Below are 16918 nucleotides of genomic sequence, written 5' to 3' on the forward strand. Positions count from 1 at the left end.
GAGCAGCAGAGATGGGACTGACCGCGAGGATCCGTACTCGCGACGGATGGGCCGTGTCGCACGCGGTCGTCACGGTCGCGGACATGACCGGCGCGCAGGTGCTGCGGGCCGAGGCCGACGCGGAGGGCGCCGTGCGGGACACGACGCCGATGGAGGCGGGGGCGTACACCGTCATCGTCACGGCGGTGGGCTACGCGCCCGCGGCCTCCAGCGTCATCGTCACAGCGAGCGGAAGGGCCGAGGTCGGCACCGTGACGCTCGCCCGCCCGGGCGGCACCGAGCTGCCGCCGCCGGGGCCGTGGACCGTCGACCCGGTGCACTCCAGCGTGGCCACCGTGGCCCAGCACCTGGGCATCTCCAGCGTGCACGGCCGGTTCACGGAGTTCTCCGGCGCGATCGAGATCGCCCCGGACGACGTCACCAAGTCGCGGGTGGAGGCGGTGATCCGGGCCGCGTCGATCGACACCGGCAACGGCATGCGCGACGGGCACCTGAAATCACCGGACTTCCTGGACGTCGAGCGGTTCCCGGAGATCACCTTCCGGTCGACGGGACTGACCGCGACCGGCTCCGACCGGTGGACCGTCCACGGCGAGCTGGGCATGCACGGGGTCGTGCGGCCCGTGGACCTGGACCTGGCGTACCTGGGCACGGGTCCGGACCCGTGGGGCGGCACCCGGGCGGCGTTCCGCGCCACGGCCGAACTGCACCGCGAGGACTTCGCGATGAACTACAACCAGGTCCTGCAGGCCGGCATCGCCGCCATCGGCACCACGCTGAAGGTGGAGCTGGACATCCAGGCCGTGCAGGGCGAGTCACTTCCCGCGGCGTGAGTCCGGGGCGGCCACCCGCGCCACCAACTGGCCGCACAGATCGCGGAGCTTGACGTTCCGGTCCTGCGAGGCCCGGCGCAGCCGCTCCAACGCGATCCGCGCGTCGATCCGCTCCCGGGCCATCAGGATTCCGATCGCCTGGTCGATGACGCTGCGGGAGAGCAACGCGGTGCGCACATCGGCGGCCGACTGGCGCCGGCGCTCGATCCGCAGCGCCACATCGATGGCGTCCCCGGCCCGGGCCGCGAAGGCACGGGCCGCGTCCCGGCCCGGGTCCAGGGCCCGCGCCCGCACCCCGTAGAAGTTGAGCGCGGCGCCCTTCTCGCCCTCCACTGCGACGGGCACCGCCAGCGCGCAGCGGACGCCCACGGACAGCGCGTACTCCCGGTACGCCGGCCAGCGGGACTCCTCGGCGAGGTCCGGGGCGTACTGCTCCTCGCCGGTGCCGGCCGCGTCGACGCAGGGACCCGAGCCGTTCTCGTACTGGCGCAGGTCGAGGCCGCTGGGCATGCCGTCGCTGCCGGCCAGGGTGAGCAGCCGGCCGGCGCGGCGCACGGTGATGCTGCACGCGTCGGCACCGGGCACCTCCTGCACCGCTCGGTCGGTCAGATCCCGCAGCATCGGGTCGAGACCGCTGCTGCGCACCATCGCCTGGTCCAGCGTGTCGGACGTCTCGGAGCTCATGACCGTACGGGTATCCCGTCACCGGCCGAACACGCCCCCGGCGTGACTCCCGCCGCCTCAGGGCGAGTTGTCGCCCACGATCCGGCGGGCGAGGTCGCGCAGTTTCACGTTCTCCCGCTGGGAGGCCCGCACCAGGCTCTCGAAGGCCGCGGCCGCGTCGATGCCCTGGCGTTCCATGAGGATGCCGGTGGCCTGGCCGATCAGGTCCCGGGTGTGCATGGCCTCGGTGAGCTGCTCGCGCACGGTGGCGGAGTCCAGGGCGATGCTGACGTGCGCGCTGAACAGCCGGCCGACGCGCGTCGCCTCCTCGTCGAAGGCGCCCGGTTTGCGCGCGTAGGCCGTGAGCACGGTCAGCCGGCGGCGGTCGGCGCGCAGCCGCAGGGACAACGCCGAGCGCAGTCCCAGTTCCGCCAGCACGTCCCAGCCGTCGTCCGCCTCGCTGTCCGTTATGCGTGCGATCGGGTTGTTCCACAACTGGTCCCACAGCCCGTGCTGTTCGCGGCCGGTGTGCCGGGCCTCGGCGGCGCGTACGACCTCGTCGGTCCAGGCCAGTGTGCGGAGCTTGTTGCCGCGCTCGATCACGGAGATGCCGGCGTGCTCGGCCCCCGGCATGAGATGCACGGCCAGGCGGACCGCCGTGCGTAGCGCGCTGTGCGGCGTGAGGGTTTCGTGCAGTTGCTGAGACGCCACCGTCAGCGCTTCGGCCAGCTCGATGCCGACCGGAAAACGGGGCAAATCAGGAAACTCGGACGCAGCCACCACGAACCTCTTCGGCATGCACGGCCATTGGCCGTGCGCAGGAGAGCTCCGCAGCACATTCCCGACTGCGAGCACAGGACGGACAGCACTCTAACTGCTCGGTTGCCTCCGAGTGACGTCCGGCCGACGCCGCCCCGAGAGCTTCCACCGCGCGCCCCCCGCATGGTGGAATGGCCTCCGGGTCAGGAAGCGGCCTTACCGGAATCCGGACGAACGTCTGCCAGGTGAGCCGTGACACTCTTCACGAATCCCACAGAACCGCGCGACCTTCCCGGCCGCGTCCACCTGACCCTGCCCGCCGAGATCGACTACTGCAACGCGGCGGAGCTGCTGCCGCTCGTCATGTCCGCCGTCCGCGCCCGGGGCGACCGGCTGGAGGTCCTCGTCCTGGACCTGACCGCGACCTCCTTCATGGACTCCCAGGGCATCCGCCTCATCAACGATGTCCGGCAGCGGCTGCACCCGGGTGCCACGCTGCGTCTGGCGGCCCGGCCCGAGGGGATCACAAGCCGCATCCTGGAGCTGACCGGGCTGCGCCGGGACGTGCCCGTGTACGACGACCTCGCCGAAGCCCTGGCGTCGTAGGCTGCCGCCCATGGCACCGAACATCGCGACGAACACCCGCGTCTCCCTGGACGAGTTGCTCGACTTCGTACGCCCCCGGCACCACGCCATCCTGCTGACCCGCCGCGCCGACGGCGCCCCGCAGGGCTCCCCGCTGACCTGCGGCGTCGACGACTCCGGCCGGATCGTCGTCTCCACCTACCCGGAGCGCGCCAAGACCCGCAACGCCAAGCGGGACCCCCGGGTGAGCGTCCTCGTGCTCAGCGACGACTGGAACGGCCCCTGGGTGCAGATCGACGGCACGGCCGAGGTCGTCGACGCCCCCGATTCCGTCGAACCGCTGGTGGAGTACTACCGGAACATCGCCGGGGAGCACCCCGACTGGGACGAGTACCGCGCGGCCATGCTCAAACAGGGCAAGTCGATCATCCGGATCACGCCGGAGCGGTGGGGGCCGGTGGCGACCGGGGGGTTCCCGGCCCGCCTGGTGGAAGGGGACTAGTCCCCGGGCGGGCCGCTCTCGCGGCAGTCCCCGGTAGGGCCGCTCTCGCGGGTGACCATCGCCTCGATGCCCGCGATCAGCAGTTCCAGCGCGAACTCGAAGTCGCGCTCCAGCATCTCGGCGACCGTGTCGCCGCCGCGCGCCGCCATGATCTCCCGCGACTCCCGCAGGACGTCGGCCGCCTGCGGGGCCGCGGTCACGGCGTTTAGGGCTTGTTGGAAGTACTCGTCCACGCTCATCCCGCCGGACGCGGCCCGGGAGGCGAGGTGGCCCTCCAGGGTGCCGTAGCCGTAGACGAACTGGAAGACGGCCGAGATCGTGCTCGTCATGCGCTTCGCGGGCAGCCCGGTCCTGCGGACGACGCGCTGGACGACCCGGGAGAACGCCAGGCTGTTGGGACCGATGTTGAGGAAGACGCCGACCAGCGCGGACACCCAGGGGTGGCGCACCAGCAGCGTCCGGTACTCCCGGGCGAGCGCCCGCACCTGGTCCCGCCAGTCCTCCCCGGCGTCCGGGTCGGGCAGCCGCACCCCGCCCATGACCTCGTCCAGAGCGAGTTCGAGAAGGTCGTCCTTGGTGTCGACGTACCAGTAGACGGACATGGCGGTGACGTTCAGCTCACCGGCCAGCCGCCGCATGGAGAACTTGGCCAGTCCGTCGGCGTCCAGCAGCCGCACGGTGGCCTCGATGATGCGCGCCCGGTCCAGCCCCGACGGCTGCCCGCCACCGCGCCGCCGGTGCGCCTTGCCCTCCAACCAGACGCTGGACCGCGGCTGCCCCTCCCGGGCGGCTTTCGCCATGGCGCACCTTCCTCGATCTTTCAACGCCGCTCATGCTAGACGCGCCGTCTTTCAGGGGCGGGGGCTGTTTCATTGTGCTGCTCCGCCGCGTGGACGCGATCAGCCACAACGACCCGCAGCCGCCCTACTGCCCGGCTGCCCGGCTGCCCGGCTGCCCGAACTCTAGGCGGACTCAGCCCGCTCGGCCCGCCGAAGCAACGCGGCCGCGACCAGCCCGCCCGCCAGCACAGCGACCGCACCGACCAGCTGACTGGTCTCCAGGCCGGAGGCGAACGCGTCGGAGATCCGGGCCTTCTCCTCGGCCGAGCCGGCGGAGGCCAGCGCCGCCGGCAACGACGCCGCGGACACGGCGACCAGCGAGGCGAACCGGGAGTTGAGCACCGCACCCAGCACGGCGACGCCGAGCCCGTTGCCGAACTCGGCGAGGGTTCCGTTGATCCCCGCTCCGACCCCCGCCTTCTCCGGCGGGATCGCCCCCATGATCGCGTTGGCCATCGCCGGCATGGACAGCGCCACACCCGCCCCCATCACGACCAGCCCGAGCAGCATCCCGCCGTACCCGTGCCCACCGAGCAGCGCGATCGCCGCGAGCCCCGCGGACACCAGGGTCATGCCGAGCGCGATGGCCGCCGGCGTCCCGGCCTTCAGCACCAGCTTCGCCCCGACCCCGGTGAAGTTGAGCGCGACGACGGTCAATGCCAGCGGCGCCGTCCGCAGCCCGGCGTCCAGCGGCTCGTAACCGAGGACGAACTGCAGGTGCTGGGTGAGCAGGAACAGCGACCCCGTCATGCCGAAGGCCACGAGGATCGCGCCCGCGACCGCGCCCACGAACTTCTGGTTGCGGAAGAAGTGCATGTCGAGCATCGGGTGCTCGGTCCGCAGCTCCCACAGCACGAACATGCCGAGTACGGCCACGCCGATCACCGCGGAGACCAGCACCTGGGCGGAGGTCCAGCCGTGCTCGGGGCCGGTGATGATCGCGTACACCACGGCCGTCATGCCGATGGTCGACAGCACCGCGCCGACCAGGTCGGGCCGGTCACCGGCCTTGTGCTTCGACTCGGGCACCAGCGCGGCGACCGCGACCAGGCCGAGCAGGGCGACAGGGATGTTGATGAGGAAGATCGCGCCCCACCAGAAGTGGTTCAGCATCACACCGCCGATCAGCGGCCCGGCGGCGAAACCGAGCGAACTGACCGTCGACCACAGCGCGATGGCCTTCACGCGCTCCTGGTCGTCGAAGATCTGCACGACCACGGCCAGGGTCGTGGTCATCAGCAGCGCACCGCCGACGCCCATGCCCGCGCGGGCCGCGATCAGTTGGCCGGGGCTCTGGGACAGCCCCGCCGCGAGCGATCCCACGCCGAAGATCGCGAGGCCGGACATCAGCATCAGCTTGCGGCCGTAGCGGTCGGCGGAGTTGCCCGCGGTGAGGAGCAGGCCGGACTGCACCAGGGAGTAGGCGTTCATCATCCACTGGACGTCGGCGGTCGAGGCGTCCATCTCGCGGGTGAGCGAGGGGATGGCCACGTTCAGGATCGTGTTGTCGAGCAGCACGGTGAGCTGCGCCAGGCAGATGACACCGAGGATCAGCCAGCGCTGTGGGTGACCGCCCTGCGCGGTGAGGGGTGGGGCCTTTTCCTGGGGGGGCGTCGTCATGCTGTACACCGTAGAATAGTTCCTATACGGCGTACAACGGAGTTTCGGCGCGGACGGCGCAAGGGCGGTGGCTTTCGGCCACCGCCCTCCGGTCCCGTCGGGGACGTGTCAGCTGCTCGCCTTCTGTGTGAGGTCGTAGAAGGTGGACGAACCGACCGTGACCTTCTTGAAGTTGGCCTCGACCCAGGAGGTGATCCGGGAGGAGGTGCTGTCGCTGTTGCCGCCCATGCGGCCGCCCATGCCGCCCGAGGCGATGAAGTAGTGGATCCTTCCGTCCGCCACGTACTGCTTGAACTGGGCGAGGGTCGGGGACGGGTCGGTGCCGTTGAAGCCGCCGATGGCCATCACCGGGTCGCCGGTGGACAGCTGGTAACTCGCCGCGTTCTGGGCTCCGATGGCCGCGGCGGCCCAGGTGTACCGGTCGGCGTCGGTCTCCAGCAGCTTCCTGGCCTCCGCACTGACGCCGGCGCCGTTGAGCAGACCGCCGGCACCGCCACCGCCGCCGCCCATCCCGCCCGGGCGGCCCGTCCCGTCGCCGTTCTGCTGGTTCTGACCCTGGCCCTGGCCCTGCTGGTTCTGGCCGCCCGGGAGGCCGCCGCCGGGGAAGCCGTTGCCCTGCTGCCCCTGGGTGTTGCCGTTGCCGTTCGGCTGGCCCTGCTGGTTCTGGCCCTGCTGGTTCTGGCCACCGCCAGGGAAGCCGCCTCCGCCGGGACCGCCACCGCCCGGACCACCACCACCGCCCGGGCCGCCACGGCCGCCCGCGACCGCCGGGCCCGCCGTGACGATCGAGCCGGTGTGCCCCTCGTTCACGGTCGTGAGGGTGTACGCCACCGGACCGGCCAGCGCGGCGACAAGGCCCAGTCCGGCCGCCCCCAGCGCCAGCCGGCGTCCGAGCCGGCCGGCGAAGATCAGGCCGAGGGCCGCCGTCAGGCCGCCGACCAGGACGAGCCACTTCAGCCAGGGCAGGTAGCCGGAGGAGCGGTTGAGCAGGACGTACCCCCACGCCGCGGTCGCGGTCATCGCGGCGGCCAGGGTCAGCGAGGCCCACGCCCGTTCGCGCTTCTCCCAGAGCAGGGCCGCGCCCATGCCGACCAGCGGCGCGATGTAGGGCGCGAGGGCCACCGTGTAGTACTCGTGGAAGATGCCCCGCATGTAGCTGAAGACCAGCATGGTGGTCAGCAGTGCGCCGCCCCAGACGAGGAAGGAACCGCGGGTCACCGAGGTGCGCCCGGCTTTGCGGGTGGCCACCAGCCCCGCGACCAGCAGGATCAGCGCGGCCGGGATCAGCCAGGAGATCTGGCCGCCGACGGAGGAGCTGAACAGCCGGTCCCAGCCGGTCTCGCCCCAGGCGCCGCCCCCGTTGCCGCCACCGCCGCCTCCGACGCTGCCGGTCTCGTCGCCGTTGAGGCGGCCCAGGCCGTTGTAGCCGAAGGTCAGCTCCAGGAAGCTGTTGTTCTGCGAGCCGCCGATGTACGGGCGGGAGGACGCGGGCCAGAGTTCGACGATCGCGACCCACCAGCCACCGGAGACGACGATCGCGGCCAGGGCGGCGGCGAGCTGACCGATCCGCTTCCGCACCGGCACGGGAGCGCAGACGCCGTACACGAGGGCGAGCGGCGGCAGGATCAGAAAGGCCTGGAGGGTCTTGGCGAGGAAGGCGAAGCCGACCGCGGCACCGGCCCACAGCAGCCACTTCGTGCGGCCGTCCTCCAGGGCACGGATGACGAAGTAGCAGGCCGCGGCCATCAGCAGCGCCAGCAGCGCGTCGGGGTTGTTGAAGCGGTACATCAGCGCCGCCACGGGGGTGAACGCGAGCACAGCGCCCGCGATCAGACCGGCCGCGGGGCTGAAGCGGCGGCGCACGGCCGCGTGGACGACGGCCACCGTGCCGACGCCCATGAGGACCTCGGGCGCGAGGATCGCCCAGGAGCTGAGGCCGAAGAGCCGCACGGACAGGGCCATGGGCCACAGGGCGGCCGGCGGCTTGTCGACCGTGATGGCGCTCGCCGCGTCGAGCGAGCCGAAGAAGAACGCCTTCCAGGACTGGCTTCCGGCCTGCACGGCCGCGGAATAGAAGGAGTTGGCGTAGCCGGAGGCGCTCAGGTTCCAGAAGTAGAGCACGGCCGTCGCCAGCAGCAGGGCGAGGAAGGCCGGACGGGCCCAGCGGGGGTCCTCCGGGTGGCCGCGCCACAGCCGCTGCGGGAAGGGTGGCCGGGGGGCGCCGCCGGCGTGCGATGCCGGTGCGGCTTCCGGGGGCCGTGTCCGAGGGCCGGGGCTCGTGGCTCTGCCGGAGATCTGCCGGTCGAAGTGGACGGTCATCGCAAGTCCCTCGCATCGGTGTCGTGCGGGCGCACCGGCAGCAACTGCACGGTGGTGTCCCGCCAGGGGTCCGCGGCGTCACGGGCGCGGAAAGGGGCGCTGTCGTACGGGGCGGCACTCCGCGCGTCGTACGGGGCGGCACTCCGCGCGTCGTCCTCGCGCCGCTCCGGGAACACCCACGCCCGGAAGAGCAGGAAACGCAGCACGGTCGCCGCGAGGTTGGCCGCGACGAGCACGGCCAGTTCGGTGGAGTGCGCGGGTTCGGAGGCCGCCGCGTTCAGCGCCGCGAGCGAACCGCTGGTCAGGGCGAGTCCGATACCGAAGACGACCAGGCCCTGCGCCTGGTGCCGTACGGCCCCGCCGGGCCCGCGCACCCCGAAGGTGAGCCGCCGGTTGGCCGCGGTGTTGGCGACCGCCGAGACCAGCAGGGCGAGGGCGTTGGCGATCTGGGAGCCGGCGAAGACCCGGAAGCCGCTGTAGAGCAGCAGGTAGAAGAGGGTGGACAGGGCGCCGACCACGCAGAACCCGACGAGCTGGCGGGCCAGTCCCTTCGGCACGTCCTCGAGGTCACGGTCGCGCGGGTCGTCGCCGAAGGGCCGGGCGAGCCGGTCCAGCGGCAGCGAGCCGGTGGCCAGGGCCCTGCCGACCCGCCACACGCCCTTGAGGTCGTCGGTCGCGGTCCGGACGATGTGCACGGTCGAGTCGGGGTCGTCGACCCAGTCGACCGGCACCTCGTGGATCCTGAGGCCCGCCCGCTCGGCGAGCACCAGCATCTCGGTGTCGAAGAACCAGCCGGTGTCCTCGACGAGCGGCAGCAGCACCTGGGCCACGTCCCGGCGGATCGCCTTGAACCCGCACTGGGCGTCCGAGAACCGCGCCTGGAGCGAGCCGCGCAGGATGAGGTTGTAGGCCCGGCTGATCAACTCCCGCTTGGGCCCGCGCACCACCCGCGAACTGCGGGCCAGCCGGGAGCCGATCGCGAGGTCCGAGTGGCCGGAGATCAGCGGAGCCACCAGCGGCAGCAGGGCGTTGAGGTCGGTGGACAGGTCCACGTCCATGTAGGCGAGGACCGGGGCGTCCGAGGCCGACCAGACGGCCCGCAGCGCCCGGCCGCGCCCCTTCTGGTCGAGCCGGACGGTGGTGACCTCGGGAAGCTCCGCCGCCAACCGCCCGGCCACCTGCGGGGTGGTGTCCGTGGAGGCGTTGTCCGCGATCGTGATGCGGAAGGCGTACGGGAACGTCCGGTCGAGGTGCTCGTGCAGTCTGCGGACGCACGGCTGGAGGTCCTTCTCCTCGTTGTAGACGGGGATCACTACGTCCAGGACAGGCGTACCGGCTGGTGCGGCCGGGAGGTGCTCCCGCGCCGGCAGGGTGCCGGGAGAAGAGTCGGTTCGCATGGAACCGACTTTCGTCAGACGCCCTGTTGTGCCCGTGTGGTGAGGCTGTGGCGTGCCTGTGAGTGCTGCCGGCTGTTCATTTCCTGCTGCGGCCGGGGCGCGGGAGCGGGCAGGTGCACGGTGAACACGGTCCGCCCGGGCGCGCTGTCGACGGTCACGGCACCGCCGTGCGCGCTCGCCACGGCCTGCACGATGGCAAGGCCCAGGCCGGTCGAGCCGTTGGCACGGGAGCGGGCCGAGTCACCGCGGGCGAACCGCTCGAAGACGTGCGGGAGCAACTCGGCTGGAATGCCCGGGCCGTTGTCCTCGACGTCCACGCACAGCCAGTGGCCGCGCCGCTGGACGCGGGCGGTGACGGTGGTACCGGGCGGTGTGTGCGTGCGCGCGTTGCCCAGCAGGTTGACCAGGACCTGCTGGAGCCGGGCCGCGTCGGCCGGCACCGGCGCCGGCTCGTCGGGCAGGTCGAGCCGCCAGTTGTGGCCCTGGCCGGCCGCACGGGCGTCGCTGATGGTGTCCACGACGAGCGGCACGAGGTCGGTCTGCTCGAACTGCAGCGGCCGTCCGGCGTCGAGCCGGGCGAGCAGCAGCAGATCCTCGACGAGGAGGGTCATGCGGCCGGCCTCGGACTCGATCCGGCCGAGGGCGTGACGGGTGTCGGGCCCGACGTCCTCCCCGCCGCGTCTGGTCAGTTCGGCGTATCCGCGGATGGAGGCGAGCGGGGTGCGCAGCTCGTGGCTGGCGTCGGCCACGAACTGCCGGACCCGCGTCTCGCTCTGCTGCCGCGCGTGCAGGGCGCTGTGGACGTGGTCGAGCATCCGGTTGAGCGCGGCACCGACCTGCCCGACCTCGGTGTGCGGGTCGGTCTCGGAGTCGGGCACGCGTTCGTTGAGTGCCACCTCACCGGTGTGCAGGGGCAGTTCGGAGACCCGGGTGGCGGTGGCGGCGACCCGGCGGAGGGGTCGGGTGGCCACGCCGATGAGGACGGAACCGGCGATGGCGGCGGCGACCAGTCCGGCACCGGTGACGCTGATCTCGACCAGAATGAGAGTGTTGATGGTGGTGGTGACGTCCGTGGTCGGGATGGCCACGTAGTAGCTGCCCTTGTCACCGCTCTTGTACTCGACCCGGTACTCGCCGAGGCCGGGGATGTCGACAGTGGTCGGCGGTCCCTCAACCTGGGGCACGGAAGCGAGGGCGGCGCTCTGGGCGGAGTTCAGCGGCCGCGCGCTCATCTGGTAGTTGTTCTCGGAGAGGCCGTACGCGGACTCCGTGATGCGGCCGCCCTCGATCCTGGCGGCGACCGTACCGCCCGGCTGCGGCCCTCTCTTGACGAAGTCGGTGAGGCTCTCCGTCTTGTTCTTCGCGCCCCCGTCGACCTCGCCCCCGCCCGGCTCCCGGGGTGGGCTGAGCGCGACCCTGGACGCGGCTGCGTCGACCTGGCCGTCCAGCTGCTCGTACAGATGCGAGCGCAGCGCCAGCGTCGTCACCGTCCCGATCACCGCGCACACCACCGCGATCAGCACCACGGACGCGACGACGAGCCGCGTCCGCAGGGTGCGCGGCCTGCCGGGTCGTCGCCCGCCCGCCCACTGCCGCGTGTGCAGCCGCCGTCGTCCGCTCACGACGCCGCGGGCTTGATCAGATACCCGGCGCCACGCCGGGTGTGGATCATCGGCTCCCGCCCGGCGTCGATCTTCCGCCGCAGGTAGGAGATGTAGAGCTCGACGACGTTGGCCTGGCCGCCGAAGTCGTACGACCACACCCGGTCGAGGATCTGCGCCTTGCTGAGCACGCGCCGCGGATTGCGCATCAGGAACCGCAGCAGCTCGAACTCGGTCGCGGTCAGGTGGATGTCGTCCCCGGCCCGGGTCACCTCGTGGCTGTCCTCGTCGAGGGTGAGGTCGCCGACGACCAGCAGGGAGTCCGACCGCCGGTCGGCGGCACCGGAGCGGCGTATCAGCCCGCGCAGCCGGGCGACGACCTCCTCCAGGCTGAACGGCTTGGTGACGTAGTCGTCACCGCCCGCCGTCAGTCCGGCGATCCGGTCCTCGACGGCGTCCTTGGCGGTCAGGAACAGCACGGGCACGTCCGGCAGTTCGCGACGCAGCCGCCCGAGGACCGCCAGCCCGTCCATGTCGGGCAGCATCATGTCGAGGACGACGGCGTCGGGCCGGAAGTCGCGGGCGGTCTGGATCGCGCCCGTGCCGTCACCGGCGCTGCGGATCTGCCATCCCTCATAGCGCAGGGCCATGGACAGCAGCTCCGTGATCGACAGCTCGTCGTCCACCACCAGCACGCGGACGGGGCTCCCGTCCGGCCTGAGCAGTTCGGTGCGCCCCTGGGGCGAGGTCCTGGTCATGTGAACACGGTGTCGGGCACCTCTGAGAACGCGCTTTCGGCAACCTGTGTTTTCTCTGAGAAACCCACAGGTGCTTCTCAGGGCACACCTGGGAAGCCCAGGGGTCAGAACAGGCCGTCCTGCACGCCCGGGGCCCGGGCCTGCCCGTACTGCTTCACCGGAACGGTCAGTTCGTCTCCCGTGGCGGGCACGAGCCCCCATCCGGGCATCAGCCGCGTGTCGAGCACCACGACCCCGCCGCCGGTGGCCAGGTGCAGATCGGGTCCGGCGGCCGCGACCAGCTCCCCGCCGACCGCACCCCCAGCGACGAGTTCGCTCACGTCCCCGACGGCGACGGGCACACCGGCCAGCCCGAACACCCCGACATGGTCGACGACCCGCAGCGGCTCCCGCACGAGCGACTCCGGCCACGCGGGGAGCGCGACCGCCCGCTCGTACAGCTCGGCGACCTCACGGGCCCGGTCGGCGGCGTCCTCGGGCAGCGCGGCCCGCACGGCCCGCTTCTCGGCGTAGGGAATCCGGTCGGGTACCCGCAGGGCGGCCCTGAGCAGCTCCTCCGTACGCCGCGCGGCCATGAGCGGACCGACGCCGAGCCAGGTGAAACAGACGGCCCCCTGCTCGAGCAGCCGGGCCGACCCCCGCTCCCGCGCCGTGATCCCGACCTTGACCATGCCGGGGCCGAACCACGCCAGATACACGTGATACGGCCGTGGATCGTCGGCGAGGGTGTCCGCCGCCACCGAGTGCGCACGATCCAGCCGCGCACACTCCTCGCACCGCGCACCCGTACCGCGCCCCGGCACGACGGCACCCAGCGGACACGCGTGCCCCCGGGCTCCCACGCAGCCGCGCACGCCCCCCTCCGCGACCTTGAACGCCACACGCTTCCCCCAGGTCAGCGCGCTGCGCCGCCCGCCGTCCCACGCCAGCACGGGACCGTCCACCGACCATCGCAGCCCCGAACATCTCCATGCCTGTGCCATCTCTGCCGAGGGTAGGGGGCACCACTGACATCGGGCGGATGGGAGGTTGAGGGGAGAGGGAGGGGCGGCGGCCGGCGGAGGAAGGTCGACGGCGGACGGCAATGGCGGACGGAGGATGGCGCACGGCCGACGACGAACTGGCGTTCGGAGACCGGGGCCTTACCCACGGCCCACGACGAACTGCCGCCCGAAGACCGGCGCCTCACCGACAACCGACGACCTATTGCCGCTCGGAGACCGGCGACTTACAGCCCCTGGTCGGTCCCCGCGGCGGCCACGGTCTCCGGCTCGCCCGTGCGCCGCACCGGCACGACCGGCTGCACGGCGTCAACGCCCGCACCCGCAGCTCGGCGTCCCCGCCCGGCCAGCCGGCACCCCAGGCACTCCTCGTGTCCGCCCGGCGCCGCCGAGTCCCGCACGCGCCAGCTCCACTCGGCCCGGGGCCGCACCCCCGGCCCCTTGCCCCACCCGGCGAGGTGCAGTGCCCAGGTGACGAGCAGACTCACAACCCCGATCGCCAGCCCGCCGGCGATCAACACACCGGAGACGGTGCAGACCCCCAGCCCCGCCACACCGGCCCCGACCGAGGCGATGGCGAATCCGACCCATCCCGCGACCGTGTGCCCGTGGTCATACTGATGTGCACTCACGTGTCACTCCCTCGCACCTGAGGACTCAGACCCGCCGAACCCCTCACCTGCTAAGACTTTTACCACCCAAATATCTCACGAACTAAGGGATCTGGGAATGCAAGCGAAGCCTCGTCCGGCCGCCACGCCGGAGCAGGCGCTGTCGGCCATGGATCAGCTCATCGCGACTCACCTGGTCGGACAGCACGAGATCGCCCAACAGGTGGGGCTGAGTGTGACCGACCTCACGTGCTTCGCCTACGTCATCGAGGCGGGTGAGAACCTCCCCACGGCCGGTGACCTCGCGGCCCGTGTCCACGTCACGACCGGCGCGGTCACCGGCATCCTGAACCGCCTGGAGCGCGCCGGCTACATCACCCGCCGCCCCGACCCCGAGGACCGCCGCCGCATCCGCGTCGCCGCCCTGCCCGACGCGGTCGCCCGGGTCCGCGAGGTCTACGAGCCGTACTACGCCCGCCTCACTCACCTCTTCGCGGACTACTCACCGGACGAGATCGCCGTCCTGAACGACTGGTTCACCCGCGCGAGCACGCTGGCCGCGACCTATCTGGAAGAACACTGCCGCCCCGACTGACGGGCCGACCGGGTGTACGTACCCGCCCGGTCTGCCGGGCGCACAGACCTACCTGGTCTGCCGGGAGTGCCGGCTCGTCCGCCGCCGCACGGTGAAGACACAGGCGAGCATGCCGAGCGCCCAGGCGATCAGGAGGGCTCCCCACAGCGGCATCGTCACGATCGGCACGAGGAGGCGGATCTCGACGTCCGAGCGGTTCTCGAAGATGAAGATCAGAGCGACCGCGGTGATCAGAACGAACGGCACGAAGCGGCGGACGCCGGGCCGGGCGAGGAACGGCTGGCGCGCCTTGTGGTCCGGGCTGGTCTGAGCCATGGAGCACCTCTCCCTCACATCGCCCCCGACTCCAGCGTCCCCTCACCCGAGGCGGCCCGCCACGGCAGCCGTCGCCACTGCTGTCGCCGCGCGCCGAGAAAGCACTTTGTTCTCGGTCTGTACGACGCGGAATTGATGAATGCGGGGCAGCCGTCCTTGACCGGTACAGAAGTAGCCGCTTCGGTCACTCATCCGAAAGTTCTGGCCTATGAAATACGGACGAAGGTACGCGGTTCACAGCGCCTCGCGCGGCCCACGTACGTAGTCGAAACTACGCTCTTCCTGCGGAACTTCATCACCTCGGCGAAACGTCTTCTCCTACGACCAGGAATTGTCGAACCGAGGAGGAGCGGCGGAGAGTGGACAGGACGACCGCGATAGTCATCCTCATCTTGGTATCCCTGCTCATACTGGGCGCCGTCTATTTACTTCTCCGCGCACGGCACGCCGGCCTTTCGACGCAGTTCGGCGTCCTCGGTCTCGCTGCGACGATTCTCGGACTGCTCGCCACGTACTCCACGGCCATTCTCGAAGGGCCGAGCACCGCCGGAGCCTCCCCGGCCGAGGTGGATGCCGCACCTTCCTCACCTGCCCCGCAGAAGACCGTACTTTCGCCCTCACCTGCCGCAGAGGACGGCACCTCTTCGGCCGACTCGCCTCAGCCTCGCAAGAAGAGCGCCACGTGGCAGCACATACGCGCCATGAATTCGCCGTACAAGGGCCTGTGCATGGCAGCCGAAGGAGATGCCGTCGTCACGGCACCCTGTCTGGACTCCAAGGCCCAGCTCTGGAAAACGACCGATCGTGGCGAAATCATCACGCGTGACGGACGCTGCCTTTCACCGGAGGGGCTCGGCGGCGGGCAAACCATGCTCACCCAGGCATGCACCGGGAGTGCGGCGCAGAAATGGAAGTGGCGCGACGGTCGTATGTGGTCCGATGCACTGTGCCTGACCATCCGGGGCCCTTACGCCACGCCGGGCGCCACGATCCAGACATGGAATACGGAGCAGGACCCCAAGCCCGCCGACGAGATGTTCTGGGGTCTCTCGGCGTGACACTCGCCGACGGGCGCCACAAGGGCGGCCCTACCGCCACTCCAGGACGTCCCCCACGCGCAGTGCCCGGTCCGCGCCCTTTGCAGTGATCTTCTTCGGGGTCGCGCCGGGAGTGGTGGCTGAGACGAAGAATTCGAGCCGGGTGCCCTGGAGCGAGGCGAAGATCATCTGCTTTCCGTCCTGCGAAACGGTCCGCACGGTGTTCTTCCGGTCCGTCGCCGGGATGATCGGATCGCCCAGGGCGCCCTTCGGGAGATCCGCCGTACCGTCGAGGCGAGAAGTGTCCAGCGTCCAGAAGGAGTTCTTGCGTTTCGGGTCCTCGGCCTTGCCGAGCCGGGAGCCGCACAGCACGGCAGTGTCGTCGACCCAGCCGTAGGGGTAGCAGTCGGCTTCGGACGGAATGCCGGTGGCCTTGACACGCTTGGCCTTGAGCAGCGCGCTGCCCTGTGGCACGTCGACCACGTTGTAGCCCTGCCAGGTGATGAAGGCCGTCGCCTTGCGCCCGTCGGGACTGACCCGGACCTCCTTGCCGAAGAGCCCGCGCACCGGGTCACCCGCGAGCGCCAGTCCGGCGCCGTCCATGTAATCGCCATCGCCGTCGGCCTGTTCGGTCACCGCGTGCTCTCCGGCAACGGAACGGCTGGCGATCCGCACACGATCCGAGGAGTCGGTCTCGGTGAACCAGACAGCACTGCCGTTCTGGGCGAAGACGGCGTCCTCCTCCCTGGGCGTGTCCCCGAAGTCGTCGCTCGGCGCACCGGACAGCTTGGTCAGCTTGCCCCGGGTGTCGACGTAGCCCACCCCCGTCGCCTCGGTCTCCCGATCGATGAGGACGACGGCCATCCGGGAGAAGTCCTTGTCGAAGAGCTGCCGCAGCCGGGTGGCGGCGACGGCGCGCGGCCCGTCCTCGGACGCGCCGACACCGGGGAAGTTGTCGGCGCACAGCTCCACGAGCGGGGAGGCGACATCGTCGGCCTCCGCGACCACGGCCTCGGCCGGGACGGTGAAGGTCCGGGAGACGGTCTGTTCCCACGTGGCCGGATCCCAGCCCGTGACCGTCACGGTGGCCGGCTTGCTCGCGGGTACGGAACACGAGGCGGTGACGATCACACCCTTGTCCGGGAAGGCCCCGCCCCCCTGGCCTGCGTTCTTGCCCGCACCCTGCTGCCCGGCAGTCGCCTTGGCGCCCTTGGCGTCGGGGCCGGTGCCGTCCTCGCCCCCGCCACACCCCGCGACGAGCGGAAGCAGCACCGTGGCCACAGCCAGCGCAGCCATGCCCCCGCTCCTACGGCGGCCTCCGTGGCCCTCTGTCGTCCTCACGCCCGTGTCCCCCTCGCGATGTCCTGCCCAGCAGCGGCCACGTGATCGTAATGCGAACGGGTGCTGGTCGCCGAGAAGTTGACCGACAGCCGAGGAGCCGCTGAGCGCGGGGTGACCGGTCGTCCCGCCGGGCCAACGCAAC

The 16918-nt window shown here is 71.3% G+C and carries 17 protein-coding genes; 5 read left to right on the forward strand and 12 right to left on the reverse strand.

Annotated features, from left to right (window positions below):
* Positions 1-11 precede the first annotated feature (11 nt).
* Positions 12-833, forward strand: a complete 822-nt coding sequence (locus ACIQU3_RS09800) for a YceI family protein (RefSeq protein WP_403742767.1) — start codon at positions 12-14, stop codon at positions 831-833.
* Here the strand turns inward: ACIQU3_RS09800 and ACIQU3_RS09805 are convergent.
* Positions 816-1517, reverse strand: a complete 702-nt coding sequence (locus tag ACIQU3_RS09805; protein WP_403924258.1) for a GAF and ANTAR domain-containing protein — start codon at positions 1515-1517, stop codon at positions 816-818. The two genes, ACIQU3_RS09800 and ACIQU3_RS09805, sit on opposite strands and share 18 nt — an antisense overlap.
* Before the next feature lie 57 nt (positions 1518-1574).
* Positions 1575-2294, reverse strand: a complete 720-nt coding sequence (locus ACIQU3_RS09810; RefSeq protein WP_403742761.1) for a GAF and ANTAR domain-containing protein — start codon at positions 2292-2294, stop codon at positions 1575-1577.
* Positions 2295-2507: 213 nt separating this feature from the next.
* On the opposite strand from ACIQU3_RS09810, the gene ACIQU3_RS09815 reads away from it, so the two are divergent.
* Both ACIQU3_RS09815 and ACIQU3_RS09820 read left to right on the forward strand, forming a co-directional pair.
* On the forward strand, positions 2508-2861 hold the full coding sequence (locus tag ACIQU3_RS09815; protein WP_403742758.1) for an STAS domain-containing protein: 354 nt from the start codon (positions 2508-2510) through the stop codon (positions 2859-2861).
* Between the two features lie 10 nt (positions 2862-2871).
* The gene (locus ACIQU3_RS09820) at positions 2872-3342 is read left to right on the forward strand and encodes a PPOX class F420-dependent oxidoreductase (protein WP_403742755.1); all 471 of its coding nucleotides are present in this window, start codon (positions 2872-2874) and stop codon (positions 3340-3342) included.
* Here ACIQU3_RS09820 and ACIQU3_RS09825 read toward each other — a convergent pair.
* The 8 genes from ACIQU3_RS09825 to ACIQU3_RS09860 all read right to left on the reverse strand — a co-directional run bounded on the left by ACIQU3_RS09825 (position 3339) and on the right by ACIQU3_RS09860 (position 13509).
* The gene (locus ACIQU3_RS09825; protein ID WP_403742752.1) at positions 3339-4142 is read right to left on the reverse strand and encodes a TetR/AcrR family transcriptional regulator; all 804 of its coding nucleotides are present in this window, start codon (positions 4140-4142) and stop codon (positions 3339-3341) included. The genes ACIQU3_RS09820 and ACIQU3_RS09825 overlap by 4 nt on opposite strands.
* Before the next feature lie 162 nt (positions 4143-4304).
* Positions 4305-5801 (reverse strand): MFS transporter, encoded by a 1497-nt coding sequence (locus tag ACIQU3_RS09830; protein WP_403742750.1) that lies wholly within the window; start codon positions 5799-5801, stop codon positions 4305-4307.
* 108 nt (positions 5802-5909) lie between these two features.
* The gene (locus ACIQU3_RS09835) at positions 5910-8120 is read right to left on the reverse strand and encodes an ArnT family glycosyltransferase (protein WP_403924260.1); all 2211 of its coding nucleotides are present in this window, start codon (positions 8118-8120) and stop codon (positions 5910-5912) included.
* Complete coding sequence (locus ACIQU3_RS09840) at positions 8117-9517, reverse strand: glycosyltransferase (RefSeq protein ID WP_403924263.1); 1401 nt, start codon at positions 9515-9517, stop codon at positions 8117-8119. Before ACIQU3_RS09840 ends, ACIQU3_RS09835 begins: the two co-directional genes overlap by 4 nt.
* A gap of 14 nt (positions 9518-9531) precedes the next feature.
* Complete coding sequence (locus ACIQU3_RS09845; RefSeq protein WP_403742741.1) at positions 9532-11139, reverse strand: sensor histidine kinase; 1608 nt, start codon at positions 11137-11139, stop codon at positions 9532-9534.
* Positions 11136-11876, reverse strand: coding sequence for a response regulator transcription factor (locus ACIQU3_RS09850; protein ID WP_403924266.1), 741 nt, complete (start codon positions 11874-11876; stop codon positions 11136-11138). The genes ACIQU3_RS09845 and ACIQU3_RS09850 overlap by 4 nt, the downstream gene beginning before the upstream one ends.
* Before the next feature lie 104 nt (positions 11877-11980).
* A complete protein-coding gene (locus ACIQU3_RS09855; protein WP_403742733.1) occupies positions 11981-12859 on the reverse strand; it encodes a DUF2797 domain-containing protein in 879 nt (292 codons plus the stop codon).
* 245 nt (positions 12860-13104) lie between these two features.
* Entirely contained in the window at positions 13105-13509 is a 405-nt protein-coding gene (locus ACIQU3_RS09860; RefSeq protein WP_403742730.1) for an HGxxPAAW family protein, read from the reverse strand.
* Positions 13510-13606: 97 nt separating this feature from the next.
* Here ACIQU3_RS09860 and ACIQU3_RS09865 point away from each other — a divergent pair, with 97 nt between their 5' ends.
* Positions 13607-14083 carry a MarR family winged helix-turn-helix transcriptional regulator gene (locus ACIQU3_RS09865; RefSeq protein ID WP_403742727.1) on the forward strand — a complete coding sequence of 159 codons (477 nt, stop codon included), beginning with the start codon at positions 13607-13609 and terminating at the stop codon, positions 14081-14083.
* A 48-nt stretch (positions 14084-14131) separates the two neighbouring features.
* On the opposite strand, the gene ACIQU3_RS09870 is transcribed toward ACIQU3_RS09865, so the two are convergent.
* A complete protein-coding gene (locus ACIQU3_RS09870) occupies positions 14132-14398 on the reverse strand; it encodes a hypothetical protein (RefSeq protein WP_403742725.1) in 267 nt (88 codons plus the stop codon).
* 359 nt (positions 14399-14757) lie between these two features.
* Here ACIQU3_RS09870 and ACIQU3_RS09875 point away from each other — a divergent pair, with 359 nt between their 5' ends.
* Positions 14758-15456, forward strand: coding sequence for a ricin-type beta-trefoil lectin domain protein (locus ACIQU3_RS09875; RefSeq protein ID WP_403742722.1), 699 nt, complete (start codon positions 14758-14760; stop codon positions 15454-15456).
* 30 nt (positions 15457-15486) lie between these two features.
* On the opposite strand, the gene ACIQU3_RS09880 is transcribed toward ACIQU3_RS09875, so the two are convergent.
* Entirely contained in the window at positions 15487-16731 is a 1245-nt protein-coding gene (locus ACIQU3_RS09880; RefSeq protein ID WP_403924268.1) for a hypothetical protein, read from the reverse strand.
* Between the last annotated feature and the right edge of the window lie 187 nt (positions 16732-16918).

Source organism: Streptomyces sp. NPDC101110 (assembly GCF_044759525.1).
Taxonomy (GTDB): domain Bacteria; phylum Actinomycetota; class Actinomycetes; order Streptomycetales; family Streptomycetaceae; genus Streptomyces.